This window comes from Novosphingobium sp. B1, assembly GCF_900176395.1.
In the GTDB taxonomy this organism is placed as follows: domain Bacteria; phylum Pseudomonadota; class Alphaproteobacteria; order Sphingomonadales; family Sphingomonadaceae; genus Novosphingobium.
Genome location: NZ_FWXL01000012.1, coordinates 46880 through 72435 on the forward strand (window position 1 = coordinate 46880; position 25556 = coordinate 72435).

The 25556-nt window shown below is 63.9% G+C and carries 21 protein-coding genes; 7 read left to right on the forward strand and 14 right to left on the reverse strand.

The features are described 5' to 3' along the window. Positions 1-18: 18 nt before the first annotated feature. Complete coding sequence (locus tag B9A23_RS17265; protein ID WP_084280291.1) at positions 19-516, reverse strand: DUF192 domain-containing protein; 498 nt, start codon at positions 514-516, stop codon at positions 19-21. After that, positions 500-1072, reverse strand: coding sequence for a regulatory protein RecX (locus B9A23_RS17270; protein WP_084280292.1), 573 nt, complete (start codon positions 1070-1072; stop codon positions 500-502). Before B9A23_RS17270 ends, B9A23_RS17265 begins: the two co-directional genes overlap by 17 nt. Before the next feature lie 146 nt (positions 1073-1218). On the opposite strand from B9A23_RS17270, the gene B9A23_RS17275 reads away from it, so the two are divergent. The 3 genes from B9A23_RS17275 (at position 1219) to B9A23_RS17285 (ending at position 5374) form a co-directional block, all read left to right on the forward strand. Then, positions 1219-2976, forward strand: coding sequence for a fatty acyl-AMP ligase (locus tag B9A23_RS17275; protein WP_084280293.1), 1758 nt, complete (start codon positions 1219-1221; stop codon positions 2974-2976). A 92-nt stretch (positions 2977-3068) separates the two neighbouring features. Then, positions 3069-3356 (forward strand): hypothetical protein, encoded by a 288-nt coding sequence (locus B9A23_RS17280; protein WP_084280295.1) that lies wholly within the window; start codon positions 3069-3071, stop codon positions 3354-3356. Between the two features lie 80 nt (positions 3357-3436). Further along, complete coding sequence (locus tag B9A23_RS17285; RefSeq protein ID WP_084280296.1) at positions 3437-5374, forward strand: alkyl/aryl-sulfatase; 1938 nt, start codon at positions 3437-3439, stop codon at positions 5372-5374. On the opposite strand, the gene B9A23_RS17290 is transcribed toward B9A23_RS17285, so the two are convergent. Further along, a complete protein-coding gene (locus tag B9A23_RS17290) occupies positions 5371-5727 on the reverse strand; it encodes a c-type cytochrome (protein ID WP_254895173.1) in 357 nt (118 codons plus the stop codon). The two genes, B9A23_RS17285 and B9A23_RS17290, sit on opposite strands and share 4 nt — an antisense overlap. Positions 5728-5949: 222 nt before the next feature. On the opposite strand from B9A23_RS17290, the gene B9A23_RS17295 reads away from it, so the two are divergent. Further along, positions 5950-7353 (forward strand): FAD-binding oxidoreductase, encoded by a 1404-nt coding sequence (locus B9A23_RS17295; RefSeq protein WP_084280297.1) that lies wholly within the window; start codon positions 5950-5952, stop codon positions 7351-7353. Positions 7354-7395: 42 nt separating this feature from the next. Here B9A23_RS17295 and B9A23_RS17300 read toward each other — a convergent pair whose 3' ends face one another. From B9A23_RS17300 to B9A23_RS17325, 5 genes are all read right to left on the reverse strand, one after another. Next, complete coding sequence (locus tag B9A23_RS17300; RefSeq protein WP_084280298.1) at positions 7396-9417, reverse strand: acetyl-CoA carboxylase biotin carboxylase subunit; 2022 nt, start codon at positions 9415-9417, stop codon at positions 7396-7398. Between the two features lie 386 nt (positions 9418-9803). Next, a complete protein-coding gene (gene scpA / locus B9A23_RS17310; RefSeq protein WP_084280301.1) occupies positions 9804-11945 on the reverse strand; it encodes a methylmalonyl-CoA mutase in 2142 nt (713 codons plus the stop codon). A 23-nt stretch (positions 11946-11968) separates the two neighbouring features. Next, entirely contained in the window at positions 11969-12406 is a 438-nt protein-coding gene (gene mce, locus B9A23_RS17315) for a methylmalonyl-CoA epimerase (protein ID WP_084280303.1), read from the reverse strand. 2 nt (positions 12407-12408) lie between these two features. Then, complete coding sequence (locus B9A23_RS17320; RefSeq protein ID WP_084280305.1) at positions 12409-13587, reverse strand: acetyl-CoA C-acyltransferase family protein; 1179 nt, start codon at positions 13585-13587, stop codon at positions 12409-12411. A 28-nt stretch (positions 13588-13615) separates the two neighbouring features. After that, on the reverse strand, positions 13616-15142 hold the full coding sequence (locus B9A23_RS17325) for an acyl-CoA carboxylase subunit beta (protein ID WP_084280307.1): 1527 nt from the start codon (positions 15140-15142) through the stop codon (positions 13616-13618). Positions 15143-15361: 219 nt separating this feature from the next. Here B9A23_RS17325 and B9A23_RS17330 point away from each other — a divergent pair, with 219 nt between their 5' ends. Then, positions 15362-16777 (forward strand): helix-turn-helix domain-containing protein, encoded by a 1416-nt coding sequence (locus B9A23_RS17330; RefSeq protein WP_084280337.1) that lies wholly within the window; start codon positions 15362-15364, stop codon positions 16775-16777. On the opposite strand, the gene B9A23_RS17335 is transcribed toward B9A23_RS17330, so the two are convergent. The 5 genes from B9A23_RS17335 to B9A23_RS17355 all read right to left on the reverse strand — a co-directional run bounded on the left by B9A23_RS17335 (position 16774) and on the right by B9A23_RS17355 (position 21943). Beyond that, positions 16774-18231, reverse strand: a complete 1458-nt coding sequence (locus tag B9A23_RS17335; protein ID WP_084280338.1) for a DUF4403 family protein — start codon at positions 18229-18231, stop codon at positions 16774-16776. The genes B9A23_RS17330 and B9A23_RS17335 overlap by 4 nt on opposite strands. Before the next feature lie 125 nt (positions 18232-18356). Next, complete coding sequence (locus B9A23_RS17340) at positions 18357-18734, reverse strand: VOC family protein (RefSeq protein ID WP_084280308.1); 378 nt, start codon at positions 18732-18734, stop codon at positions 18357-18359. A gap of 93 nt (positions 18735-18827) precedes the next feature. Then, on the reverse strand, positions 18828-20066 hold the full coding sequence (locus B9A23_RS17345) for a dipeptidase (RefSeq protein ID WP_084280310.1): 1239 nt from the start codon (positions 20064-20066) through the stop codon (positions 18828-18830). Between the two features lie 19 nt (positions 20067-20085). Beyond that, positions 20086-21423, reverse strand: a complete 1338-nt coding sequence (locus B9A23_RS17350) for an MFS transporter (protein WP_176218038.1) — start codon at positions 21421-21423, stop codon at positions 20086-20088. A 46-nt stretch (positions 21424-21469) separates the two neighbouring features. Then, positions 21470-21943: a MarR family winged helix-turn-helix transcriptional regulator gene (locus B9A23_RS17355; RefSeq protein ID WP_084280311.1), complete on the reverse strand. Its 474-nt coding sequence runs from the start codon at positions 21941-21943 to the stop codon at positions 21470-21472. A 68-nt stretch (positions 21944-22011) separates the two neighbouring features. On the opposite strand from B9A23_RS17355, the gene B9A23_RS17360 reads away from it, so the two are divergent. Both B9A23_RS17360 and B9A23_RS17365 read left to right on the forward strand, forming a co-directional pair. Next, entirely contained in the window at positions 22012-23496 is a 1485-nt protein-coding gene (locus B9A23_RS17360; RefSeq protein ID WP_084280312.1) for a carotenoid oxygenase family protein, read from the forward strand. Beyond that, positions 23493-23966, forward strand: a complete 474-nt coding sequence (locus tag B9A23_RS17365) for a DUF3237 domain-containing protein (protein ID WP_084280314.1) — start codon at positions 23493-23495, stop codon at positions 23964-23966. The genes B9A23_RS17360 and B9A23_RS17365 overlap by 4 nt, the downstream gene beginning before the upstream one ends. 4 nt (positions 23967-23970) lie before the next feature. Here B9A23_RS17365 and B9A23_RS17370 read toward each other — a convergent pair whose 3' ends face one another. Next, positions 23971-25554 (reverse strand): MFS transporter, encoded by a 1584-nt coding sequence (locus B9A23_RS17370; RefSeq protein ID WP_084280315.1) that lies wholly within the window; start codon positions 25552-25554, stop codon positions 23971-23973. Between the last annotated feature and the right edge of the window lie 2 nt (positions 25555-25556).

The following is a 25556-nucleotide window of genomic DNA, read 5'->3' on the forward strand; positions in this document are numbered from 1 at the left end:
CGCCTGCCCCCGGTCGCTTCACCAATCGACCTTGTCACCCGGCTTGATGCCAAGCTTTGCCGCAAGGCCGCCGTTGATCTCGAGCACGGCCAGCGTCGGACCGGCGGCCGGCAGCGGCGTTTCGTCATAGGGCCGGGCGTTGGCGGCAATGTTCATGATCCGGCGATCGAGCCCCACGAAGATGATGTCGAGCGGAATCACCGTGTTGCGCATCCAGAAGGCAGCAACGTCTGGCGGATTGCGCAGGAAGATCATCCCTTCATCGTCGCCGATCTCGGTCCGGAACATCAGCCCCTTGGCCTGTTCCGCCGATGTCCGGGCGACTTCCGACTTGAAGACGTGCGCCGTCTTGCCGCTGGTGATCGTGACAGGTTCGATCTGCAGGCCGGAAACCGGGTGCACGGCCGCGGCAGCACTCTGCGCCGGGGGCTTGGTGCCGGCATCTGCGGCACCCGGGGAACAGCCCGCGATCAGCGCAAGGGCAGAAAAGGCGGCAAGTCTATTCAGCTGCTTCATCGATCCACTCTTCCAGAGCCTCAGCGCTCAAGGCATTCACCACCTCGCGCGCATGTGCAAGGGGGTGCCCTGCACGGAGCATCGCTGCGACCTGCTTTTCCCGGATAGCCGGGTCAAGCCCTTCCCCCTTGCCGAACGGGCCAAAGCGACGTTTCCGCGCCATGACAAGCGCGGCCCGGCGGGCTTCGACCTCACTGCCGCGCGATTCGTCGCGCAAGGACTCGTCAATCCCGGCAGCGCCCAGCGCCTGGTCGATACGCCGCGCGCCATAGCCCCGGCGCAAAAGGCTTTGTGCCTTGCTGCGCGCAAAACCGGCATCGTCGACATAGCCGAGCTCGATGAACCGGCCAACGATAGCGCCGATGTCGGCCTTCCCCTCGCCTTCCCATCCGCGTTCGCGCAGCTTGCGGCGCAGATAATCGGAGAGTTTGCCGGCGCTGATGGCAAAGCGCGCGACATAAGCCAGCGCCATCTCGTTCAGGCGCGGGGCATCGAGCGGCCTAGGCTGCTTGCGTTCGCGCGGTGCCCGGCGACGATCTGGGGAATTGCGATCCATTCGCCATATTCGTGCCACAGTCCCCGCTAAATGAGAACGTCCGTACCGTGGTGGCGTTGTTTTCGCGTCACGGACCAGTAATGGGCCGTTCACGAGTGGGCTGACATTGGCCTGCAGGACGAATGAAGAGAACATCGGGGTATCGCATGACTGTTTCGAACGCTGTCGCTGACAAGGCGATTCTCGTTCCCACACCGAATATCGACGTGCAGCCACGTCGCTATGCGGACTTCGATACTTTCTGCGAGGCGCTGGACCATGCCGCCAAGGGTGTGCTGGGCTTCAACTTCCACGATCCGCGCGGCACGCTGAGCCGCATCTACCCCTATTCCGAACTGCGCGCCGATGCGCTGGTCGCGGCGCGCAAGCTGATCGCATTTGGCGTGGCGCCCGGCGATCGCGTTGCGCTGGTGGCCGAAACCGGCCCCGATTTCGCGGCGATCTTCTGCGGCGCGATGTATGCCGGCGCCTGGCCGGTGCCGCTCCCCCTGCCCACCAGCTTCGGCGGCAAGGAAAGCTATATCGATCAGCTTGCCGTCCAGCTTGCCAGCTCTGATCCGAAGATGCTGGTCTATCCCGGCGAGATTGCCGAAATGGCTGGCGCCGCCGCCGCGCGGCAAGGTTGCGCCGGACTTTCGTGGGAGGATTTCCACGCTGGCGAACAGTCCGCCGCCGAACTTCCGAAGCCCGATCCCGACGCGATCAGCTACCTGCAGTATTCCAGCGGCTCGACGCGTTTCCCCCACGGCGTTGCGGTTACCCATCGCGCGCTGCTCGCCAACCTTGCCGGCCATTCGCATGGCATGAAGATCGACAATCCGGACCGCGCAATTTCGTGGCTGCCGTGGTATCATGACATGGGCCTGGTGGGCTGCTTCCTCTCGCCGATCGCCAACAGCGTGTCAGTCGACTTCCTCAAGACCGAGGATTTTGCCCGCCGCCCGCTCGCCTGGCTCGACCTGATCAGCCGCAACAAGGGCACGTCGCTGTCCTATTCACCCACCTTCGGCTACGACATCTGCGCCCGCCGCATCTCGAGCCAGACTGCCGTCTCCGATCGTTTCGACCTTTCGCGCTGGCGCGTGGCCGGCAACGGGGCCGACATGATCCGCCCCGACGTGATGCAGAACTTCGTCAACGCCTTTGCCGATGCCGGCTTCAAGGCCGAAGCCTTCCTGCCGAGCTATGGCCTTGCCGAAGCGACCCTTGCGGTGACCGTCATGCCTCCGGGCGAAGGGATCCGCGTCGAACTGGTCGAGGAAGAGCGCCTTTCGGGCACTCCTCGCGATCTTTCGCGCCCCGCTCGCTATCGCGCCATGGTCAATTGCGGCGTGCCGGTGCTGGGCATGGAAGTGGCCATCAAGGGCGAAAACGGCAACGTGCTGGGCCATCACCACATCGGCAAGGTCTGGTGCCGCGGCTCCTCGGTCATGCACTCCTATTTCCGCGATCCTGAAGCGACTGCGGCCTGCATGGTCGATGGCTGGCTCGATACCGGCGACATGGGGTACGTCGACGAACAGGGCTACCTGTTCATCGTGGGACGCGCCAAGGACATGATCATCATCAACGGCAAGAACCACTGGCCGCAGGACATCGAGTGGGCGGTCGAACAGCTCCCCGGCTTCCACCAGGGTGACATTGCCGCCTTCTCGGTCGAGACCGAGAACGGCGAGGAAGCGCCTGCCGTGCTGGTGCACTGCCGCGTGTCCGATCCGGTCGAACGCGTGAAGCTGCGTGACCAGATCCGCGACAAGGTGCGTTCGATCACCGGCATGAATTGCGTGGTCGAACTCGTGCCGCCGCGCACGCTGCCGCGTACCAGTTCGGGCAAGCTTTCACGCGCCAAGGCCAAGAAGCTTTACCTTGCAGGTGAAATCGCGCCCTACCAGCTCGCCGCCTGATCGCGCCATTCCGGCACGGCTCTTTCGCAGAAACACTTGACGACGTTGCAATCTTCCGATTCCTTGGCGGCGGGGAATAGGGGAGAGGAATCATGGCAACCGCACATCTGCAGGAGCCGCGGGCACAGTCCGTCGAAGCATCGGCGCAGGAACTGTCCGGCGTCGTCATCGGCTGGGATCATCGTGCTTATGCACGCAACATCCACTTGCGGGTGCAATCAACCAACTCGCCGCAGCCGCGGCCCGGTGCAGTCGACACGCACCACCTGTTGATGACGCGCAACCAGGCGATGCTGCTGGCAAGTTACCTCATGCGCCTGACCGGACAGCAGCCACCAGTACCGCGCCCGCGAAGCTTGTGGCGCCGTCTGTTCGGATAGCGTTTTTGCCGCTTCCCTAACCGCGCGATTAAGAGCACTCTGCCGCAGGAACTCCACGCAGAACGGAGCCGGGAGAGGACATGCGCAGATCAGCCTTTCGCCACGCAATGGTGGCAAGCCTTGCCGCCATCGCGGCGGCACAACCTGCATTCGCCGATGCGCCGACGCTGGCAACGTCTCGGGCCAATGCAGCGGCCTTGGACGCCTTGCCCATGGGCGACGTGCGCGATTTCGATTTTGCCGCACGCGGGTTTGTCGCAACGCTGAAGGACCCTGTCATACGCGATGCTGCGGGAAAGCCGGTGTGGAACACCGCCGCCTTTGCCTTTGCCAGCGGTCCGGCTCCGGCCACCGTCAATCCCAGCCTTTGGCGCCATGCCCAGGTTCTCGGCAAGGCAGGACTGTTCAAGGTTACCGCCCGCATCTGGCAGGTACGCGGCTTCGACGTGGCAAACGTGACTTTCGTGCGCGGCGACAAGGGATGGATCGTGATCGACCCCCTGACTGCGACCGAGACCGCTGCCGCGGCCTATTCCCTGATCTCGGAGAAGGTGGCGAAGCTGCCCGTCACGGCCATGATCTACACCCACAGCCACGTCGATCATTTCGGCGGCGCTGGCGCCTTTGCGCAGGCATTGGCCAAGGATGCGCCGACCATCGCGCCGCAGGGTTTCACGCGCGCCGCCGTAAGCGAGAATGTCATTGCTGGCCCCGCCATGGGCCGCCGCGCAGGCTACCAATTCGGACTTGAACTGCCCAAGGGGCCAGAAGGTTCGATGGGGTCGGGGATCGGCATGGGCGTGGCCGCGGGCGGCCGCAGCCTGATCCCGCCGACGCGCGAGATTGCCGAGACCGGCACCGAACTCATGCTCGACGGCGTGCGGGTGCGGTTCCAGATCACGCCTGGCACCGAGGCCCCGGCAGAGATGAACTTCGGCTTCCCTGACTGGAAGGTGGCAGATCTTGCCGAGAACGCAAACGTCAGCCAGCACAACATCCTTACCCCGCGCGGTGCCGTCATCCGCGATGCGAAGGCCTGGGCCCAGGGACTGACCGAAGCGATCGACTTCTTCGCTGGCTCCGAGGTGCTGATCACCAGCCACGGCTGGCCGCGTTTCGGCGCGGGCGAGATCAGCGACTATCTTGGCAAGCATCGCGATGCCTATGCCTATCTTCATGATCAGACCGTAAGGCTTATGAACAAGGGTCTGACCGGGCCGGAGATCGCCGCACGGCTGACGCTTCCGCCGGCGCTGGCGCAGCAGTGGTACGACCGGCCCTATTACGGGTCGTACAGCTTCAATTCGCGGGCGGTCTATCAGTTCTACATGGGCTGGTACGACGGCAATCCCGTCCACCTCGCGCCGCTGCCGCCCGAGGATGGCGCCAAGCGCTATGTCAATGCAATGGGCGGTGCAGCGCGGGTCAGGAGCATGGCCGAAGAGGCTTTCGCCAAGGGCGACTATGCCTGGGCGGCAGAACTGCTCGACAAGGCGATCTTTGCCGATGCCGGCGATGCCCCGGCCAAGGCGCTGCTCGCCCGCACTTACCGCCAGCTCGCCTACCAGAGCGAAAACGCACTGTGGCGGAATATGTACCTTTCAGGCGCGCGCGAGCTGGAGAACGGGGTCTCGGCAATCGATCCCACAGGCGGCGCAGGCCTGATCGGGCAACTGCCGCCGGCCGATCTTTTCGATGTGCTCGCCGTCAGGCTTGATCCCGCAAAGGCGGCAGACGGCGCGCTGATGCTCGGTTTCGATTTCCCCGACAAGGCGTCGCGATTCACGGTGACCGTCGCCAACGGCGTTCTGGTCCATCGGTCGGGCCTGCGTGACGGGCGACAGGCGACGCTCACGGTGCGCTATGCCGATCTGCTTGGCGCGCTGTTTGCGGGCCAGCCGCTAGCCGCCAAGGTCGCCTCTGGTGAAGCGAAAATCGAAGGGGATCCGGCTGCCTTTGCCCGCCTGGTAAGCTGGCTCGACAAGCCGGACCCGGCCTTCGCCATTGTTACGCCTTAGGGGACCGGCTTCTTGAGATAGGCGATCACGTTCGCGCGGTCTGCCGGGTTGGACAGGCCCGGGAAAGCCATCGAGGTGCCTGGCACCACCGTCGAAGGCTTGGTCAGCCACTTGTCGAGCGTGGCCTCATTCCAGGTCAGCTTGGCCTTCTGCATCGCGGCCGAATACTTGAAGCCCGCAGCCGAGCCCGACTTGCGCCCGACCACGCCCGCAAGGTTTGGACCCATCTTCGGGCCTGCAGTCGGCTGGACGGCGTGGCAAGCGATGCAACGCATGAACACCTTCTTGCCTGCTGCGGCGTCCTGCGCCTGCGCCGCGCCACCCGCCAGCGCCGTAACGGCGAGACCTGCCATAACCAATGCACCCGTAAACTTGCTCATTGCCACATCCTGCCCTTGCTTGATGCTACCATTTGTTTGCTTCAGCCGCACGCCGATGCAGACGTCAAGAGTTTGCCGGACGGGGTTTATCCCGCCTGAACGGATTCGCGCCATAGCCAAAAGGGAGCAGAACGGGAAAGGTGGGCTGCAAAAAGGGTGGCTGCAAAATGCATGCTTTGTCCACTAGGTAGTCAGATGCACTCCACCGGACCCGCTCGCCTTCGCCCCCTGCCCGCAGGCTTCCTCGATGCCCTGTCAGCGCGCTTCGGAACCGCCTGCCAGACCGCGGAAGCAATACGCGCACAGCACGGCAGCAGCGAATCGCAGTACGCTACCGTCCTGCCCGATGCGGTGGTGTTTGCCGCATCGACGCAGGACGTGGTCGATTGCGTCAACCTGTGCCGCGAAGCCGGGGTGGCAATCGTACCTTATGGCGCCGGCACCTCGCTGGAGGGCCACACTCTCCCGCTCGAGGGTGGCGTGAGCCTTGACCTTACGCGCATGGACACCGTCCTTTCAGTCAACCACGCCGACTTTGACTGCACCGTACAGCCCGGTATCCGGCGCGAGGCGCTCAACACACACTTGCGTGACAGCGGGTTGTTCTTCCCGATCGATCCGGGAGCCAATTCGACCATTGGCGGCATGGCCTCCACCCGCGCCTCGGGCACCAACGCCGTGCGATATGGCACGATGCGCGAGGCGGTGCTGGGGCTCGAGGTGGTGACGCCGCAGGGCAAGGTCATCCGCACGGGAACGCGCGCCAAGAAGTCGGCCGCCGGATACGATCTGACGCGGCTCTACATCGGCTCGGAAGGCACACTTGGGGTCATCACCGGCATCACCTTGCGCCTTCACCCAGTGCCCGAAGCGATCATGGCGGCAACCTGCCCGTTCGAGACGCTATCAGGCGCGATCGAAACAGTGGTGCAGGCTTTCCATTGCAGCGTGCCGATGGCGCGGATCGAACTGCTCGATGCGATGCAGGTTCGCGCCGTAAACTTGCGCAGCAAGCTTGGCCTGCCCGAAGCGCCGACGCTGTTCTTCGAATTCCACGGGACGCCCGGCGGTGTCGCCGAACAGGTCGAGACGGTCAAGACGCTGGCCTCGGTCAATGGCGGTGGCGCCTTCCAGTGGGCAACACTGGCCGAAGACCGCAGCCGCCTGTGGCGCGCGCGGCACGAATCGTATTACGCCGCCGTCAACCTGCGCCCTGGCGCCATCGGCCTGACGACAGACGTCTGCGTGCCGATGAGCCGGCTTGCCGAATGCATCCTGGCCACCCGCGCCGATCTCGACACCTGCAGCGTACCCGCCACGATCCTGGGCCACGTTGGCGACGGCAACTTCCACCTCGTCTTCTCGATCGATCCGGATGCCCCGCACGAGATGGAGGAAGTCGAGGCAGTGAATCACCGCATGGTCGCCCGGGCGCTGGCCATGGATGGCACCTGCACCGGCGAGCACGGCGTCGGGATTGGCAAGCAGCAGTGCCTTGTCGATGAACTGGGCGAGGATGCGGTGCAGATCATGCGCACGCTCAAGCAGGCACTGGACCCGGGCAATATCTTCAACCCGGGCAAGATCTTCCAGCTATAGCAAGGCCCCTCCTCTGCAGAGGAAGGGCCTTGGGGGGACACATCACTCCATCTCGAGGATGATCGCATCCACCGCCAGGCTGTCGCCCGCCTTGGCGTTGACCGACTTCACCTTGCCCGCCTTCTCGGCGCGCAGGATGTTCTCCATCTTCATAGCCTCCACCACGGCCAGCGGCTGACCTGCTTCCACCGTGTCGCCCTCGCCCACGTTGAGGCTGACGAGCAGGCCGGGCATCGGGCAGATCAGGAACTTCGAAAGATCGGGCGGGATCTTTTCGATCATGTGCCTGGTCAGGTGCGCGATGCGCGCGGGCAGAACCTGCACATCATGGATTGCACCTCGCGTCGTCAGCTTGAAGCCCGCGCGTGTGGTCTCGACCTTAACCGACAGCGGCTTGTCGTCGACTTCGCAGTGCACCATCCGGTCACCCGGCGTGTATTCCAGTGCGATGTCGATGGCCTTGCCGTCAACGCTGATCTCGTCTTCGGTCAGTTCCACCGCATAGGTCGCGCCACCGATCTTCACCGCCCATTCCGACGGCGGATCGAGATCATGGCCCAGCTGGCCATCCACCTGCCGCGCCCGGTCAGACCGCGCCGTTGCAAGGAATGCAGCCAGTGCCGCCAGCGTCTGCTTCAGCTCGTCCGAAGTCGCAGCCCCGGTGAAACCATCGGGATATTCCTCGGCGATGAAGCCCGTCGTCAGTTCGCCCGAACGGAAGCGCGGGTGCTGCATGATCGCGTTGACGAAGTCGATGTTGTGGCCAAGCCCTTCGATCTCGAAGGCGTCCAATGCCTCGATCTGCTTGTCCGCCGCCTCGTCGCGGGTCTTCCCCCAGGTGATCAGCTTGGCGATCATCGGGTCATAGAACATCGAGACTTCGCCGCCTTCATAGACACCGTCGTCCACGCGCACGCCATCAATGCCTCTACGGCCATTTTCCGCACCATCGTCCGTCCAGCGATCGACCGACGGGTTATAGCGGATCAGGCGTCCGGTCGAAGGCAGGAAGCCGCGATAGGGATCTTCGGCATAGACGCGGTTCTCGATCGCCCAGCCGTCGATCTTCACGTCATCCTGCGTCATCGCCAGCTTCTCGCCATAGGCAACGCGGATCATCTGCTCGACCAGGTCGACGCCGGTGATCGCCTCGGTGACGGGGTGTTCCACCTGCAGGCGGGTGTTCATTTCGAGGAAGTAGAAGCTCTCGCCCGTCGGGTCCGCGCCCGAAACGATCAGTTCCACCGTACCCGCAGAATAGTAGCCCACCGCGCGGGCCAGCGCGACGCACTGCTCGCCCATCGCCTTGCGCATCTTCGGGGTGACGAAGGGCGACGGCGCTTCTTCCACCACCTTCTGATGGCGGCGCTGGATCGAGCATTCGCGCTCATTCAGGTAAAGAATGTTGCCGTGCTTGTCGCCGAGGATCTGGATCTCGATGTGGCGCGGGTTGAGGATGAACTTCTCGATGAACACGCGGTCGTCGCCGAACGAATTCAGGCCCTCGCGCTTCACCGCTTCAAAGCCTTCGCGCACGTCCTTCTCGTTGTAGGCAAGGCGCATACCCTTGCCGCCGCCGCCGGCTGAGGCCTTCATCATCACCGGATAGCCGATCTCGTCCGAGATGCGCACCGCGTGCTCGGTATCCTCGATCTCGCCGACGAAGCCGGGGACGACGTTGACGCCCGCCTGCTTGGCCAGCTTCTTGGATTCGATCTTGTCACCCATCGCGGCAATCGCGCCGACAGGTGGGCCGATGAACTCGATCCCCTCTGCGGCCAGCGCCTCGGCAAACGAGGTGCGCTCGGACAGGAAGCCGTACCCCGGATGCACAGCTTCAGCACCGGTCTGCTTGCAGGCCGCGATGATCTTGTCGGCAATCAGATACGACTGCGCGGCAGGTGCCGGGCCGATATGCACCGCCTCGTCCGCCATCTGCACGAACGGCGCCCGCGCATCGGCATCCGAATAAACGGCCACCGTCTGAATACCCATCCGACGCGCCGTCTTGATCACCCGGCACGCAATCTCGCCACGGTTGGCGATGAGGATTTTCTTGAACATTCTCATTCCTCTTTAGGCCCTTGAGCCCACAAAACGGAAGCAATCCGGATCACATCGACAAATAAAACCAGCCCGAACAAGCCGGTAAAAATCAAAGCTGCGGGCCCGAAGCATTCAGCCCAGAGGCCAGATTGGCGCTCCTGTATCTTGCATTGGGCCTCGAGTGTGTTGAGCAATCCCCACAAGGTAGCCCCCAAAAGACCCCACAACAGGACGCTGGACAGGACAAATGTAACTTTGCGCCGCCTGGTCACCTTTTGCCTCTATTCGTCAGCCCGGGCTTGCACCGGGGTCCCGCGTTTCCTTCAACCTCGCAAAAAGCAGAGGGCCCCCGGGGCAAGCCCGGGGTGACGGGAAGGAGAGAGAAGAAGCCCCGACGCACGTAACTAAGCCGCTTCGATCTCGCTACCTGCTGGCGGCATGTTGTGCCCCAGCAGCCGCAGCATGTCGGCCGCGCATTCGACGACGTTGGAACCCGGGCCATAGATGCCCTGCACGCCTGCCTCGCGCAGGTAATCGTAGTCCTGCGGCGGGATCACGCCGCCGGCGACGACCTTGATGTCTGCGCGGCCAGCGGCCTTGAGGTGGCCGATCAGTTCGGGGATCAGGGTCTTGTGTCCGGCGGCAAGCGAGGAGGCACCGACCGCATCGACCTCCTTCTCGAGCGCCAGCGCGGCGGCTTCCTCGGGCGTCTGGAACAGCGGGCCGCTGGTCACTTCGAAGCCCATGTCGCCAAAGGCCGAGGCGATCACGTTCGCCCCCCGGTCGTGTCCGTCCTGGCCCATCTTGGCAACAAGCATGCGCGGCTTGCGGCCAAGGCGGCGCGTGACGGCCTCGACGCCGTCGAGAACCTGCTGGTAGCGCGAGTCACCGGCATAGGCTGAGCCGTAAACGCCCTTCACCGGGGTCGGGTACGTGCCGTGGCGGCCGAACACGACTTCCATCGCGTCCGAAATCTCGCCCAGCGTCGCGCGGTGGCGGGCAGCTTCCACGGCGAGTTCGAGCAGGTTGCCGCCAGTCTTTGCGCCCTCGGTCAGCGCATTCAGAGCAGCACGGCACTTGGTCTCGTCGCGGGTCTCACGCACGCGCTTGATGCGGGCGATCTGCGCTTCGCGGACGACATGGTTGTCCACTTCCAGCGTTTCGAGCTTGTCCTCGCTGGCCAGGCGATACTTGTTGACGCCGACGATCACGTCCTCGCCCCGGTCGACGCGCGCCTGACGCCCGGCGGCGGCTTCCTCGATCATCGCCTTGGGCCAGCCAGCAGCCACGGCCTTGGCCATGCCGCCATCGGCCTCGACGCGCTCGATGATCTCCCACGCCTTGTCGACCAGTTCCTGCGTCAGGCTCTCGATGTAGTACGACCCGCCGAGCGGATCGACCACCTTCGTCATTCCGGTCTCTTCCTGGATCACGATCTGCGTGTTGCGCGCGATGCGCGCGGAAAAGTCGGTCGGCAGCGCAATGGCTTCGTCGAGCGCGTTGGTGTGGAGCGACTGCGTGCCGCCCAGCATCGCGGCCATCGCCTCGATCGTGGTGCGGATGACGTTGTTGTAGGGGTCCTGCTCCTGCAGCGAAACGCCCGAGGTCTGGCAGTGGGTGCGCAGCATCTTGGAGCGTTCGTCCTGCGCGCCGAGCTTGGTCATCACCCGGTGCCACAGCACGCGTGCGGCGCGCAGCTTGGCCACTTCCATGAAGAAGTTCATGCCGATGGCAAAGAAGAACGACAGGCGACCAGCGAACTTGTCGATATCGAGGCCCGAGGCCACCCCGTACTTCACGTATTCCATGCCGTCAGCGATGGTAAACGCCAGTTCCTGCACCTGCGTCGCGCCGGCTTCCTGCATGTGGTAGCCGGAGATCGAGATCGAATTGAACTTCGGCATCTCGCGGCTGGTATAGCCGAAGATGTCCGAGATGATCCGCATCGAAGGCTCGGGCGGGTAGATGTAGGTGTTGCGGACCATGAACTCCTTGAGGATGTCGTTCTGGATGGTCCCGTCGAGCAGCTTGCGATCGACGCCCTGTTCCTCGCCGGCGACGATGAAGAACGCGAGGATCGGGATCACCGCACCGTTCATGGTCATCGAGACCGACATCTGATCGAGCGGGATACCGTCGAACAGGATCTTCATGTCCTCGACCGAGTCAATGGCCACGCCCGCCTTGCCCACGTCGCCCACCACGCGCGGATGGTCGGAGTCGTAACCGCGGTGCGTCGCAAGGTCGAAGGCAACCGAGAGGCCCTTCTGCCCTGCTGCCAAGTTGCGACGATAGAAGGCGTTCGATTCCTCGGCCGTCGAGAAACCGGCATACTGGCGGATCGTCCAAGGCCGGCCGGCATACATCGATGCGCGCACGCCGCGCGTGAAGGGCGCAAAACCGGGCAGGCCGGGATCGGCGGTCACGTCCTCGGCGGTGTAGAGCGGCTTGACGGCAATGCCCTCGGGCGTCTGCCATGTAAGATCCTTGCCCTTCACTTCCTTGGTGGCGGCGGCCTGCCAGTCAGCCAGTGTCTTGTCGGTCATCGCGCTATCGTCCTCGGAATTGCTCAGTGCGCGCCCTTGGGCGTTTCCATGATCTCTGTAAGCTGGCCGCCCATGTCCTTTGGGTGCACAAAGAAGATCAGCGTGCCGTGCGCGCCGATGCGCGGTTCGCCCAGCACGCGCTTGCCCTGAGATTCGAACCAGGCCTTCGCCTCGTGAATATCAGACACTTCGTAGCAAAGGTGGTGCTGCCCCCCCAAGGGATTGGCGGCGAGCCACTTGCCCACGGCGCTGTCGGGGCTGGTCGGCTGGATCAGCTCGATCTGCGTGCCAGCGGTCCCGTTCTCGCCCGGCGTATTGACGAAACAGACCCGGACCTGCTGGCTTTCCAGCACGAACGGCTCGGTGATGTCGCTAGCTCCCATCACGTCGCGGTAGAACGCGATGGAAGCGTCGATGTCCGGCGTTGCCACGCCGACGTGGTTGAGGCGGCCCAGCTTCATGTTCAGACCTTCTCGATGACCATGGCGATGCCCTGACCGCCACCGATGCACATGGTGATCAGGCCGTACTTGCCGCCGGTGCGGTGCAGTTCGTACATCGCCTTGATCGTCAGGATCGCGCCGGTCGCCCCGATCGGATGGCCGAGCGAGATGCCCGAGCCGTTGACGTTGGTCTTGGCAGGATCGAAGCCCAGTTCCTTGGCCACGCCGCAGGCTTGCGCGGCGAACGCCTCGTTGCTCTCGATCACGTCGATCTGGTCGAGCGTCAGCCCTGCCCGCTTGAGCGCCACCGGCACCGCCTTGACCGGGCCGAGGCCCATCACGTTCGGCTCGACGCCGGCATGGCCCCAGCCGAGGATCTTCGCCATCGGCTTCAGCCCGTGCTCTTCCACGGCCTTGCCGCTGGCCAGCACGACCGCCGCAGCGCCGTCGTTGATGCCCGAGGCATTGCCTGCCGTGACCGTGCCGTCCTTCTTGAAGACAGGCTTCAGGCTAGCCATCGCCTCGACCGAAGCATCACCACGCACGTGCTCGTCTGTGTCGAACACCACCACGCCCTTGCGCGTCTTGATCTCGACCGGGACGATCTGTTCCTTGAAGTAGCCAGCTGCGATCGCGGCCGCCGCACGCTTGTGGCTTTCCACCGCCAAGGCATCCTGCTCCTCGCGGCTGATCGAGCAGCGCTCAGCCACGTTCTCCGCCGTCACGCCCATGTGGATGTTCTCGAACGGATCGTGCAGCGCGCCAAGCATGGCGTCCATCAGCACCTGATCGCCCATCTTCTGGCCGTTGCGCGCGGTCAGCACCATGTGCGGCGCGTTCGACATGCTTTCAGCACCGCCGCCGATGGCAATGTCCTGCTCGCCAAGGGCAATGCCCTGCGCCGCCGAGACGATCGCCTGCAGGCCCGAACCGCACAGGCGGTTGACGTTCATCGCCGGCGCCTCGATCGGCACGCCTGCGTTAACCGCCGCGACGCGGCTGACATAGGCGTCCTTTGGCTGGGTCGGCACGACCGTGCCGATCACCACGTTCTGCACCTTGTCCGCCGTTATACCGGCGCGGGCAATGGCTTCCTTGATGACGATCGCGCCGGTCTCGGCCGGCCGCAGCGAGGCCAGCCCACCGCCGAACGAGCCGATGGCGGTACGCGCGCCCGAGACGATGTAGATGTCGGTCATGTCAGTCTTTCAAAAGTCTTGGGGCAAATCAGAGCGGAATGTTGTCGTGCTTCTTCCACGGGTTCTCGAGGCTCTTGTTCTTGAGCTTCCGCAGCCCCAGCGCCACGCGGCGACGGGTTGAGTGCGGATAGATCACCTCGTCGACGAAGCCCTTGCTGGCCGCCACGAACGGATTGGCGAAGCGGTCCTCGTATTCCCTGGTCTTCACCGCCTGCTCTTCGGCCGAAAGCCCGCGGAAGATGATCTCGACTGCGCCCTTGGCACCCATCACGGCGATCTCGGCGGTCGGCCAGGCGTAGTTTAGATCACCGCGCAGGTGCTTTGAGGCCATCACGTCATAGGCGCCGCCATAGGCCTTGCGGGTAATCACGGTAATCTTCGGCACGGTCGCCTCGGCATAGGCGAACAGCAGCTTCGCGCCGTGCTTGATGATGCCGTTGTGCTCTTGCGCCGTGCCGGGGAGAAAGCCCGGAACGTCGACGAAAGTGACGATCGGAATGTTGAACGCATCGCAGAAGCGCACGAACCGCGCAGCCTTCTTCGATGAATTGATATCGAGCACGCCGGCCAGCACCATCGGCTGGTTCGCGACGATTCCCACGGTGCGCCCTTCGACGCGCCCGAAGCCGACGATGATGTTGCCGGCATGCTTGGGCTGGATCTCGAAGAAGTCGCCCTCGTCCACCGTCTTGCGGATCACTTCGTGCATGTCATAGGGCTGCGTCGCCGAGGCCGGAATGATCGTGTCGAGGCTCGGCTCGCTGCGGTCATATGGGTCCGAAGTCGGCCGTTCAGGCACGTCCTGCCGGTTCGACAGCGGCAGGTAATCGAAGAAATCGCGCGCGGCGAGCAGCGCCTCGATGTCGTTTTCCAGTGCAAGGTCGGCGACCGAGGTCTTGGTGGTATGCGTTACCGCGCCGCCCAGTTCCTCCTGCGTGACAACCTCGTTGGTCACCGTCTTCACCACGTCCGGGCCAGTGACGAACATGTACGAGCTGTCCTTCACCATGAAGATGAAGTCGGTCATCGCCGGAGAATAGACCGCACCGCCAGCGCATGGCCCCATGATCAGCGAAAGCTGCGGCACTACGCCAGATGCCAGCACGTTGCGCTGGAACACCTCGGCATAGCCGCCCAGCGATGCCACGCCTTCCTGGATGCGCGCGCCGCCCGAATCGTTGAGGCCGATGACCGGTGCGCCGACCTTCAGCGCCATGTCCATGATCTTGCAGATCTTCTGCGCGTGGCGCTCGGAGAGCGAACCGCCGAACACGGTGAAGTCCTGGCTGAACACATAGACCAGACGGCCGTTGATCGTACCGGAACCCGTCACCACGCCATCGCCCGGAACGACCGTATCGGGCATGCCGAAGTCGACGCAATTGTGCTCGACGTACATGTCCACTTCCTCGAAGCTGCCTTCGTCGAGCAGAACCTCAAGGCGTTCACGCGCGGTCAGCTTGCCCTTGGCGTGCTGCGCATCGATGCGCTTCTGCCCGCCACCCAGCCGCGCGGCTTCCCGGCGCTTTTCCATTTCGGCGATATTGGCGGACATGCTCGGGCCCTCTCGTATTGGCAAAAGGTCAATGGGTTGTCCGACCCCTGCAGCTCTCCCTCCCCGGAGCGCCGACAGGGGCCGGACCCGCACCTGACCCGGTGAAGGGTTCGGGCTCAACTGCGGACAGGCCACCCGCTTGCAACGCACGGCTTGCCAAGTCCAATGTTATTCTGCAAACTTGCGAAGCACTACTTTGCAAAACAGGACGGTGAGGAAATGGCGCGAAGGCGCTTGTTCGCGGGCGAACAGCTCAAGGCCCTGCGCATCACGCGCAAGCTCCGGCAGGGCGAAATGGCCTCGTTGCTCGGCATCAGCGCTTCGTACCTGTCGCAGATCGAGAACGATGAACGCCCTCTGACCCCGGCGCTGACTGACCGCCTGCACCAGACCTTCCCGGTGGAATGGCAGGATTTCGCGGCAGATCGCGTTGAACCGGTACTGTCTGCCCTGCGCGATGCCACCGCCGATCCCGCACTCGGCCAGGTGCTCCCGGGCGACCAGGTAGAGCGCGTTGCCGAGCAATACCCCGCCTTCGCGCAGGCCTTCGCCCAGTTGTGGGATCAGCATCGCCGCTCGGTGCAGCGGCTGGAGGCGATCGACGAAGCGCTTGGATCGGACAGCATTTCGGGCGGCCGCCTGCCTTGGGAGGAAGTGCGCGACTGGTTCCACCATGCCAACAACTATGTCGACACCATCGACCGCGCCGCCGAGCGCCTTGCCGTGCGCCTGTCCGGCACCGGCATGACGCCGACCACCGCGCAAATGGCGATCTGGCTGGAGAGCCGCGGCATCGCGGTGGAGCAGATCAGCGGCGGGGCAATGCGCCGCTTCGATCCCGAAGCCCGCCGGCTGACCATCGACCCCAACCAGCCGATCGAATCCGCCCGCTTCCAGATGGCTTACCAGCTTGCCGCCGAAGGGCTGCGCGAGGAAATCGCGGCAATCGTCGCAGCTGCCACGCTGCAATCCGATGCGGCGCGCCAGTTGCTTACCGTCGGGCTTGGCAACTATGCAGCGGGCGCGCTGATCATGCCGTATGAATGGTTTCGTACACGCGCCCGCGCACTCAGGCACGATATCGACCAGCTTCGCCTGCTGTTCGGGGCCAGCTTCGAACAGGTGTGCCACCGCTTATCCACGCTGCAGCGCCCGCAGGCACGCGGCATCCCCATGTTCTTCTGCCGGGTCGACATGGCCGGTAACATCACCAAGCGCCATTCGGCCACGCGCCTGCAGTTCGCCCGCTTTGGCGGTGCCTGTCCGCTATGGGTTGTCCATGAAGCCGTGGCCATTCCCGACCGGATCCACGTGCAAGCCGCCGAGATGCCCGATGGCGTACGCTATGTCTCGATTGCCAAAGGCCTGGTGAAGCCTTCGGGAAGCTATTACCGCAGCCCTCGCCGCTATGCAGTGGCACTTGGCTGCGAAGCCGCACTCGCCGATGAATTCATCTATGCCGATGGCATCAATCTCGCCCGGCCCGAGGCGGTCACGCGTATCGGCATTTCCTGCCGCATCTGCCCGCGTGACGCGTGCGACCAGCGCGCCTTTCCGCCAAGCGACCGGGCTATCGTGGTCGATCCCCACTCTCGCGATCTGGTGCCCTACGGCATCACCGAGTTCCGACCTTAGTTGACGACGCGCACCGTCGCCGTGCCGGTCGCCCAGACCGGCAGGTACAGCCCCTGCCCCGCCGCCTGCAACTGGCCCGAGCGGGTACGCAACAGGTCAGCTTCGACAATGAAATCGCCCTCGCGCTTCGTCTCGATCGCGCGGTCGACCTTGCCGAGCAGCTTGGCATAGTCGCGCTCGAAATCCTGGGTCAGCGACGAGGCGACATATTGCACCACGCCCGGAGCATTGATCAGGTCGATGATCAGGTCGCCGCCAGTCATGTCGGTCGTACCGCTGACGCTCAGGTCCTCGAACCCGACGCGGCGTGAATCCTTGGCGTTCACCGGCTTGCCGGTAAGCCAGACCGTGCCACTGGCAATCTCGCCTCCCGCCTGCGGTCGGGCGGAGAAGTTGATGCCAACTGCGATCTTGCCGCCCTTGGTGCCATAGATTTCCACCGCCTTGAATTGCGCCATCACCGGACCCACGCCGGGCACCTCGAATGGTCGTGCCGAGCGCTTGGTCAGCGCCTTCATCAGCACCGGCTCCAGTTCGCGATAGTCGGCAAAGACCGGAAGGAAGAATTCCAGCTTACCCGCGCTCTGCTCCAGTCGCTTCATGTTCGGCAGGGGAGCAGGCTTCGGGTCGGACCGCCGCTGGCCGACAAACGTCTCGGTCAAGGCCTGAAGCCCAAGGCGCAGGCGCAGTTTGCCCCCCACAACCTGGTAGCCGCCATAGCGCAATTCGCGCGGGGTAATGCGCATCCACACCGGCGGATTTTCGCGGTTGAGCGAAACCGTGGTGAAGGCGTCGGCCCAGGCCTTGGCCACCGCCTCACGCAAGTGCAGCTTGCCCAGCTCACCGGGCAGATCACGTTCCAGCTTGGCGATCACCGGCCGGAGCTTCTCGTCAGCCTTGTCGGCAATGTCGATGCGCTGTCCCATGAAGTCGACATGGGGGGCGTCGGTCCAGTCATAGCTGATGTCCACCTTTCCGCGGGGGGTCCAGTCGGGCGCAATGTCTAGCCGGACCACGGCATGGGCCATGGCATCGGCATTGGCGGATTCGTCGATCAGCCCGGCCACGTTCTCGGCGCGGATCTTGGCATGGAGCGGCATGGCAATGCGGATGTCGCGGCCCGATCCTTCAAGCCGCAGGCTGCCGCGCGTGACCGAACCGATGATCCGGCACTTGAGCTTGGGTGTCTTGATCGTGGCAATGCCGATGTCGAGGCCCTTGCTCTTGACGCAGGTCTGTCCCGGCTTGTCGATCGTCCACAACTGCTTGGGAATCTCGCGCTCCAGCACGCGCGACAGATCGGCAAGATCCGCTTCGACCGGGACGGTGATCAGCGACGGCGCCGGCTCGACCTCGATCGCGTCGGACGTGCGGACGGGCTTGCCGCCCCCGCCTGCGCCGTTGCAGCCGGAGAGTAGCAGGAGAATTGCGATGGGAGCGAGCAGGCGTTGCATGTCGCCCACAACGCTGCATGCGGCAAAATGGTGCCCAGGCGCGATGGGCTGACGCGAGATGAAATCAGGGCAGGAGCGCCAAGCCCCTGCCCTGCCACAATTTTTAATTGTGCGGTTGAACGCGGTCAGGCGTTCGGATTGGGAGCGAAGGCACAGATCTTGTTGCCGTCAGGATCGCGCAGATAAGCGCCATACTGCTTGCCGGGCGAATTTTCGCGTACGCCCGGCTGTCCTTCGCAGGTGCCGCCATTGGCGAGGCCGGCTGCGTGCCATGCGTCAACGGCGGCCGAATTCTCGGCCTTGAAGCCGAGCGTGTAGCCGTTGGAGACGGTGTGCGCCTCGCCGTTGCCAGGCTTGGCCACGATCAGCGAGCCGTTGGGCGATGGAAACAGCGTGCCGTGCGGCAGTTCCATCGCGTTGTGCCCAAGTGGAGCCATTACCGCGCTATAGAACTTGCGCGATTTCTCGATGTCGTTGGTGCCGAGGAACGTGTGGGTAAACAAGGCGGTCTCTCCGTCCAGATTGTTATTGAACCAAACTATCTTGCCGCCTTCACACGCTGGCGTCGAGAGCGAAAATGTGGCGGAAATGAAACATCAGAACGTCGTCGCGCTTTCGAGCGGCAGATCGCTTCTGTGGGTGGCAGCATAGGCCTCGGCGGCTTTCATCACCCGCATGATGTTGCCGCTCGCCAGCTTGGCGAGATCCGCTTTCGACCAGCCGCGCCGCGCCAGTTCCACAAACAGCACGGGGTAGGTCGAGACGTCCTCCATGCCCTGTACCGTGGCCTCCACGCCATCAAGATCGCCGCCGAGGCCGACATGGTCGGAACCGATCAGTTTTGCAATGTGGTCAACGTGATCGGCGACGTCCTTAACGCTGCCCCGCGGCATCGGATTGGCCTTGTCCCATGCCTCCATCACCGCCTTCTCGGCTTCGGGGTCGCCGCGATTCAAGGCCTTGGCGCGGGCACTTTCCGCGTCGCGCGCCGCGCTCCATTGGCGTGCCGCTTCAACCACATAGGGCGGGTAGAAGTTGACCATGACAATGCCGCCCGCCGCGCCGATGGCCTTGAGCGTTTCATCCGAGACGTTGCGGGCGTGGTGGTTGATGGCGCGGGCGTTGGAATGGCTCACGATCGGCGGCGGACCGCCCAGAGCAAAGACATCGCGCATGGTTGCCTCGCTTACATGGGCAAGGTCGACCAGCATGCCAAGCCGTTGCATTTCCTTGACAACCTTTACCCCGAACGGCGTCAGACCGTCATGTGCGGGGGCGTCGGTCGCGCTGTCCGCCCAGCCATTGTTCTTGAAGTGCGTCAGCGTCATGTAGCGCGCGCCAAGCGTATGCATCTGGCGCAGCACCCCCAGCGAGCCGCCAATGGAATGACCGCCCTCCATACCGATCAGTGAAGCTATCTTCTTCGATTTCCAGGCTTTTTCGACGCAAGCGGTGTCAGTGCAGAACTGCATCTCGGCCGGATGCCGCGCGATCAGGCGCTTCATCACGTCGATCTGTTCGAGCGTTGCCTGCACTGCCTGCGGCTCGGGCAGATCAGCGGAGACATAGACCGACCAGAATTGCGCGCCAACTTTGCCGGTGCGCAGGCGCGGCAGGTCGGTCATCATCCCGATGCTACGCGTGTCATTGAAATCAAAGCCTTCGAGGACGTTCTTGCGGCGCTCGCGAAGCTGTTCGGGGACATCGTTGTGCCCGTCGAACACCGGTGGGAGGTTTTCGAAGGTCTGGGGTAGGTCAGGGTCAGGTCGAGGGGGAGTTCCCGCCGCGAGCAGCAGGGCCAGCGGTACCAGAGCGAAGGTGTTCATGAAGCGCATTCGCCGCTCCCCCGTGGACCTATCCGGCAGCCTGTTCCGACACCAAGTCGTCACCATCGCGCTCGGGCAGCATCAGGAACAGCACGAGGCTGATGACCGAGCCCATCGCCATGATGATCGACACCGTCAACAACTGGTCGTCTCCCAACCAGCCGAACAGGGTGCCGGCCAGCAACGGGCTGCCCGCCGCGCCCAGCCGCCCGATGCCCAGCGCGAAACCAGTGCCGGTCGCGCGGGCATAGGCCGGGAAGCCGCGGGCGAAGGCGGCATAGTAGCCGCTGATCGCCGCGTTGGTGAAGAAGCCGGCGATCATCGTCGCCCATTGCCAGGCATTCAGGGTATCACGCCCGGTGCCGAACCAGGCAACCATCATCGCGCCGATCAGCAGCATCAGCGCGGTCGGCCACCTGACCCCCAGCCGCGCCATGACGAAGCCGAACAGCGCGCTGCCCATGAACCCGCCGATATTGGCATATGTCAGCACCGTGGCTGCCTGGGCAGGAGGATAGCCCGGCGGATAATCGGACACGATCTGCACACCGAACTTCAGGATGTAGTAGAACGTGATGCAGTGGAACGTGTAGCCGAACGACAGCAGCAGGGTGACCGGGCGCAGCTTGGGGTTGGACAGGATATCGGTTACGCGCGGCTTGGCGGCGCCAGCCACGATCACCGGCAGATCGCTGACGGGAGACTTGCCGAAAGCGGCGAGCGTGCGGTTGACGCCTGCGAGATCCCGCTTCGTCACGAGATAGGCCGCAGTTTCGGGCACCAGAGCCAGAATGACCGGAACCAGCACCGCAGTCACCACCGCGCCGAACAGGAACACCGCGTGCCAGCTGTAGCTGGGTAGCAGCCATTCCGACGCCGCAATTCCGCCGATGATCGCGCCCAGAGGATAGCCTGCCACGTAAACCGCGATGGCAACGGAGCGCCAACGGCTGTTGGTGCTTTCGGCAACCACCGCGTTGGTGGTGGTGAGCATCCCGCCGATGCCGATGCCGGTCAGGAAGCGATAGGCCACCATCGGCTGAACCGCCGTCGCGACGCTTGCCAGATACATGCCAATCGCCATCAGCACGAGGCAGGCAATCATGGTGTATTTGCGGCCGTACCGGTCCGCGGCCCCGCCCAGCAGGACGGATCCGAAGCCCATGCCAAGCAGTTCGGCCGACAGCACCACGCCCAGCGCCGGGCGGGCAATGCCCCAATCGGCCGTGATCCCCGGCGCGGCAAAGGCGCTCGACAGCACATCAAACCCGTCAAGCGCGTTCAACAGCACCATCAGGATCACGACGATCCACTGCCGGACGCCCATCGGCGTCTGCTCGATCACCTCGCGCGGGGTTTGTGACATGCGGCCCGATTCCTCTCCAAAAACGCTTATTGCTATCTGCTATAACTTATTCGTGGATTCTAGAAAGCAGTTCGATCAATTGCCGCACTTCCTTGTCGGTAAAGCGGCTTTTGACCCAGGCCTCGTGCTCGCCAATGGCCTGCTTGGCGCGGGCAAGCATTTCCAGGCCACCAGGTTCGAGGAACAAGGCTTGCTTGCGCCCGTCCCTTGGCGATCGGTCCCGGCGCAGGAAATGCTTGGCCTGAAGACGGTTGATGATCGCCATCGTCGTCGCGCGGTCCATGCGCAGGCGCTGCGCGAGGTCGGTCTGCGCGATGCCGGGGTGATCGTCGACCAGCCACAGCACCGAGACCTGCTTCTGCGTGAGATCGAGATCGGTGAAGGTTTCCGTGAAATGCCTGAGGCACGCGCCGTGAGCGAGACGGATGTGGAAACCGAGGATGTCGTTGATCGCACCGACATCGTCCTCGTCGGTATGGCCGACGGGCGCAATAGCGTCGGCAAATTTGTCCTTGATCAATGCCCTGCCCCCAACCTTTGCGCTTGTCTAATTGTTAGCATTACATACAATATCGCGAGGAGGATGCCATGGCTCAATTTCCGAACACCCCCAGCTTCACGGGATTCAACACGCCATCGCGGATAGAGGCGGACATTGCCGACCTCGCGCACGAAGGCACGATTCCTGAAGGATTAAACGGCGCATTCTATCGCGTCCAGCCCGACCCGCAGTTTCCCCCGCGCCTTGCTGACGATATTGCGTTCAACGGCGACGGCATGATCACCCGCTTCCACATCCATGACGGCCAGGTGGACTTCCGCCAGCGCTGGGCGAAGACTGACAAGTGGAAGCTGGAAAACGAGGCGGGCAAGGCGCTGTTCGGCGCCTATCGCAACCCGCTGACCGACGACGAGGCGGTGAAGGGCGAGATCCGTTCGACGGCCAACACCAACGCCTTCATCTTCGGCGGCAAGCTGTGGGCGATGAAGGAGGACTCCCCTGCCCTGGTCATGGACCCGGCGACGATGGAGACATTCGGGTTCGAGAAGTTCGGCGGCAAGATGACCGGCCAGACCTTTACCGCCCATCCCAAGGTGGACCCTGCGACCGGCAACATGGTGGCCATCGGCTATGCTGCATCCGGCCTGTGCACCGATGATGTGACCTACATGGAGATCAGCCCCACCGGCGAGTTGATCCGCGAGGTGTGGTTCAAGGTGCCCTACTACTGCATGATGCACGATTTCGGCATCACCGAGGATTACCTTGTGCTGCACATCGTGCCCTCGATCGGCAGCTGGGAGCGGCTGGAAAAAGGCATGCCGCACTTCGGCTTCGACACGACCAAGCCGGTGCATCTGGGCATCATCCCGCGCCGCGACGACGTACGCCAGGAAGACATCCGCTGGTTCACGCGCGACAACTGCTTTGCCAGCCACGTCCTCAACGCCTGGCAGGAAGGAACGAAGGTCCATTTCGTGACCTGCGAGGCGAAGAACAACATGTTCCCGTTCTTTCCGGACGTCCACGGCGCGCCGTTCAATGGCATGGAAGCGATGAGCTACCCGACGGACTGGGTGGTCGACATGGCGAGCAACGGTGACGACTTTGCCGAGATCGTGAAACTTTCCGACACGGCATCGGAATTTCCGCGTATCGACGACCGCTTTGCCGGACAAAAGACCCGCCACGGCTGGTTCCTCGAAATGGACATGAAGCGCCCGGTCGAGCTGCGCGGCGGCAGCGCCGGCGGGCTGCTGATGAACTGCCTGTTCCACAAGGACTTCGAAACCGGGCGCGAACAGCACTGGTGGTGCGGCCCTGTATCGAGCCTGCAGGAGCCGTGCTTCGTGCCGCGCTCGAAGGATGCACTCGAGGGCGATGGCTGGATCGTGCAGGTGTGCAACCGGCTGGAAGACCAGCGCAGCGACCTTCTGATCTTCGACGCACTGGAAATCGAAAAGGGTCCTGTGGCCACAGTGCATATCCCCATCCGTCTGCGCTTTGGCCTGCATGGCAACTGGGCGAATGCGGACGAGATCGGGCTGGTCGAGAAGGAGATGGCGGCGTGATCCAGCCCAGAATCCAGCCGGGCCTCGAGTTTGTCTACGAGGCGACCGGCGATCTCGAGCCGCCGATTCCGATTGGCGAGACCTATGACGGGACGCGGCGGATCATTCCGATTGTCGGCGGGGGGCGCGTCGAGGGGCCGCTGATCAGTGGCAAGCTGATCGGCAATGCGGCGGATTGGCAGGTCACGCGGCCCGATGGGGTGACCTTTGCCGACGCGATCTATGCGCTGGAGACAGATGACGGGGTGGTGATCCAGATCCGCAATCGCGGACTGCGTCATGGCCCGCCCGAGGTCATGCAGCGGCTGGCCTCGGGACAGGAGGTGGACCCGGCGGAGTACTACTTCCGTACCGTGCCCGAGTTCATCGCGCCAAAGGGGAAGTACGACTGGATGAACCGGTCGATCTTCGTCTGCTCGGGCGCGCGCTATCCCTTGGGGATCAAGCTTTGGGTGTGGCGGGTGACCTGATCGGTCACCCTTCCGCTCTCTCCAAAAGCGCCCCTTCGTCGCGCTGAGCGCGGCGGGCGATGAACAGCATCAGAACCGCGATGGGGATGGCCACGGCGTTGATCGACAGCATGGCCGTGCGCAAGGAGCCGGTGGCGTCGGACAGGAGACCCACGACGTAGGGGCCGATGCCCATGCCGAGGATCGTCATGACCAGCAGGTAGAGGCTGGAGGTGAGGCCCCGCATGCGCGGAAGCACCTGATCATACATGATCGCGTAGAGCGGCGGCATCCAGCCGGTGAGGATGAAGCTGTAGATCAGGAAGCGGGCGTAGAAGCTGCCGGGATCGGCGGCGTAGTAGACCCAGAACGACATGACCGGCGACACCGCCATCGCGAAGAGCGCGACCCAGGCGCGGCCGGCGCCGGGGAAGCGCTGGTTCAGCCAGTCCGACAAGGGGCCCCATGCCAGCGGGCCGATGATGCCCATGGCCGCCGAAAGCAGGCCGAACTGCAACGCAGTTTCCTGCATGGTCAGGCCATAGGTGCGGATCAGGAAACTGGGGTTAAACGCCATCATCCCGTAGTTGATCACCGACTGCAACGTGCCGACGGCAATGCACATCATCACCGTGGGCGAGCGCGAGATGACGCGAAAGGCCTGGGCATCGCCCAGCTTCATGCCCTGCATCAGGTTGACGATGACGAAGACGCCGAGGCCAATAACGCTCCACTGCAGCGCATGGGGGTTGAGCGTGACGCTGCCGAGTTGCATCGGCGGCTTGGGGCTGATGGCGTTGCTGATAAAGGTGAGGCCCAAGGCGACGGCGGCGATCAGCGCGAGCGCCAGCAGGTTGCCGCGTACCATGGTGGGGCTGGCGCCCCTGCCCTTCATGCCGATCCAGTGGAAGCCTGGCGTGACCGAGCCGAGCAGACCGAGGCTCTTGGCGAACGGGCGGGCCTCGGGCGCCGTCTCGATCCCGTCCATCTGGCCGCGCGCGGGTTCCTTCAGCATCCACAGGAAAGCGGCGAGGACGAAACCGGGGGCGGAGGCGACGAGGAAAGCGAACTGCCAGCCCTTGAGACCCCCTGCGGCGTGGTTGGCGTCCCACCAGTGCGCGGCGACGCCGCCGAGGATCAGCGAGCCGCCAAGGCCAAGCGCGATGGCCGAGGCGATGACGGACATGACGAAGCCGCGGCGGTGCTTGGGCCAGAAATCATAGAGCAGCGACGTGCCCGCCGGCGCGGTTGCCGCCTCGCCGATGCCAACGCCAAGGCGCGACAGGGCGAGCATGGCGAAGCTCGACGCCAGCCCGGCAAGGCCGGTGGCGGCGGACCAGAACAGCAGGCTGATCGCCAGCAGGCGCGTGCGCACCCAGCCATCAGCCAGCCGCCCCACGGGAAGCGAGAACAGCGCGTAGAACAGCGCGAAGACGGTGCCGTAGAGTAGGCCCATCTCGGCATCGCCGATGGCCAGATCCTTCTTGATCGCCGGGGCGAGGATGGCGAGGATCTGGCGGTCGAGCAGGCTCATCGCGTTGGTCAGCGCGACAAGGATCAGCGCGTACCATGCCCCGGGGGCCAACGCGCGGCGCGGTTCGGTGGTCATGT

Excerpts from the sequence above, each read along its gene's own strand:
- B9A23_RS17265 (WP_084280291.1), bottom strand. The coding sequence starts at position 516 with ATGAAGCAGCTGAATAGACTTGCCGCCTTTTCTGCCCTTGCGCTGATC.
- B9A23_RS17270 (WP_084280292.1), bottom strand. The coding sequence starts at position 1,072 with ATGGATCGCAATTCCCCAGATCGTCGCCGGGCACCGCGCGAACGCAAG.
- B9A23_RS17275 (WP_084280293.1), top strand. The coding sequence starts at position 1,219 with ATGACTGTTTCGAACGCTGTCGCTGACAAGGCGATTCTCGTTCCCACA.
- B9A23_RS17280 (WP_084280295.1), top strand. The coding sequence starts at position 3,069 with ATGGCAACCGCACATCTGCAGGAGCCGCGGGCACAGTCCGTCGAAGCA.
- B9A23_RS17285 (WP_084280296.1), top strand. The coding sequence starts at position 3,437 with ATGCGCAGATCAGCCTTTCGCCACGCAATGGTGGCAAGCCTTGCCGCC.
- B9A23_RS17290 (WP_254895173.1), bottom strand. The coding sequence starts at position 5,727 with ATGGCAGGTCTCGCCGTTACGGCGCTGGCGGGTGGCGCGGCGCAGGCG.
- B9A23_RS17295 (WP_084280297.1), top strand. The coding sequence starts at position 5,950 with ATGCACTCCACCGGACCCGCTCGCCTTCGCCCCCTGCCCGCAGGCTTC.
- B9A23_RS17300 (WP_084280298.1), bottom strand. The coding sequence starts at position 9,417 with ATGTTCAAGAAAATCCTCATCGCCAACCGTGGCGAGATTGCGTGCCGG.
- scpA (WP_084280301.1), bottom strand. The coding sequence starts at position 11,945 with ATGACCGACAAGACACTGGCTGACTGGCAGGCCGCCGCCACCAAGGAA.
- mce (WP_084280303.1), bottom strand. The coding sequence starts at position 12,406 with ATGAAGCTGGGCCGCCTCAACCACGTCGGCGTGGCAACGCCGGACATC.
- B9A23_RS17320 (WP_084280305.1), bottom strand. The coding sequence starts at position 13,587 with ATGACCGACATCTACATCGTCTCGGGCGCGCGTACCGCCATCGGCTCG.
- B9A23_RS17325 (WP_084280307.1), bottom strand. The coding sequence starts at position 15,142 with ATGTCCGCCAATATCGCCGAAATGGAAAAGCGCCGGGAAGCCGCGCGG.
- B9A23_RS17330 (WP_084280337.1), top strand. The coding sequence starts at position 15,362 with ATGGCGCGAAGGCGCTTGTTCGCGGGCGAACAGCTCAAGGCCCTGCGC.
- B9A23_RS17335 (WP_084280338.1), bottom strand. The coding sequence starts at position 18,231 with ATGCAACGCCTGCTCGCTCCCATCGCAATTCTCCTGCTACTCTCCGGC.
- B9A23_RS17345 (WP_084280310.1), bottom strand. The coding sequence starts at position 20,066 with ATGCGCTTCATGAACACCTTCGCTCTGGTACCGCTGGCCCTGCTGCTC.
- B9A23_RS17350 (WP_176218038.1), bottom strand. The coding sequence starts at position 21,423 with ATGTCACAAACCCCGCGCGAGGTGATCGAGCAGACGCCGATGGGCGTC.
- B9A23_RS17360 (WP_084280312.1), top strand. The coding sequence starts at position 22,012 with ATGGCTCAATTTCCGAACACCCCCAGCTTCACGGGATTCAACACGCCA.
- B9A23_RS17370 (WP_084280315.1), bottom strand. The coding sequence starts at position 25,554 with ATGACCACCGAACCGCGCCGCGCGTTGGCCCCCGGGGCATGGTACGCG.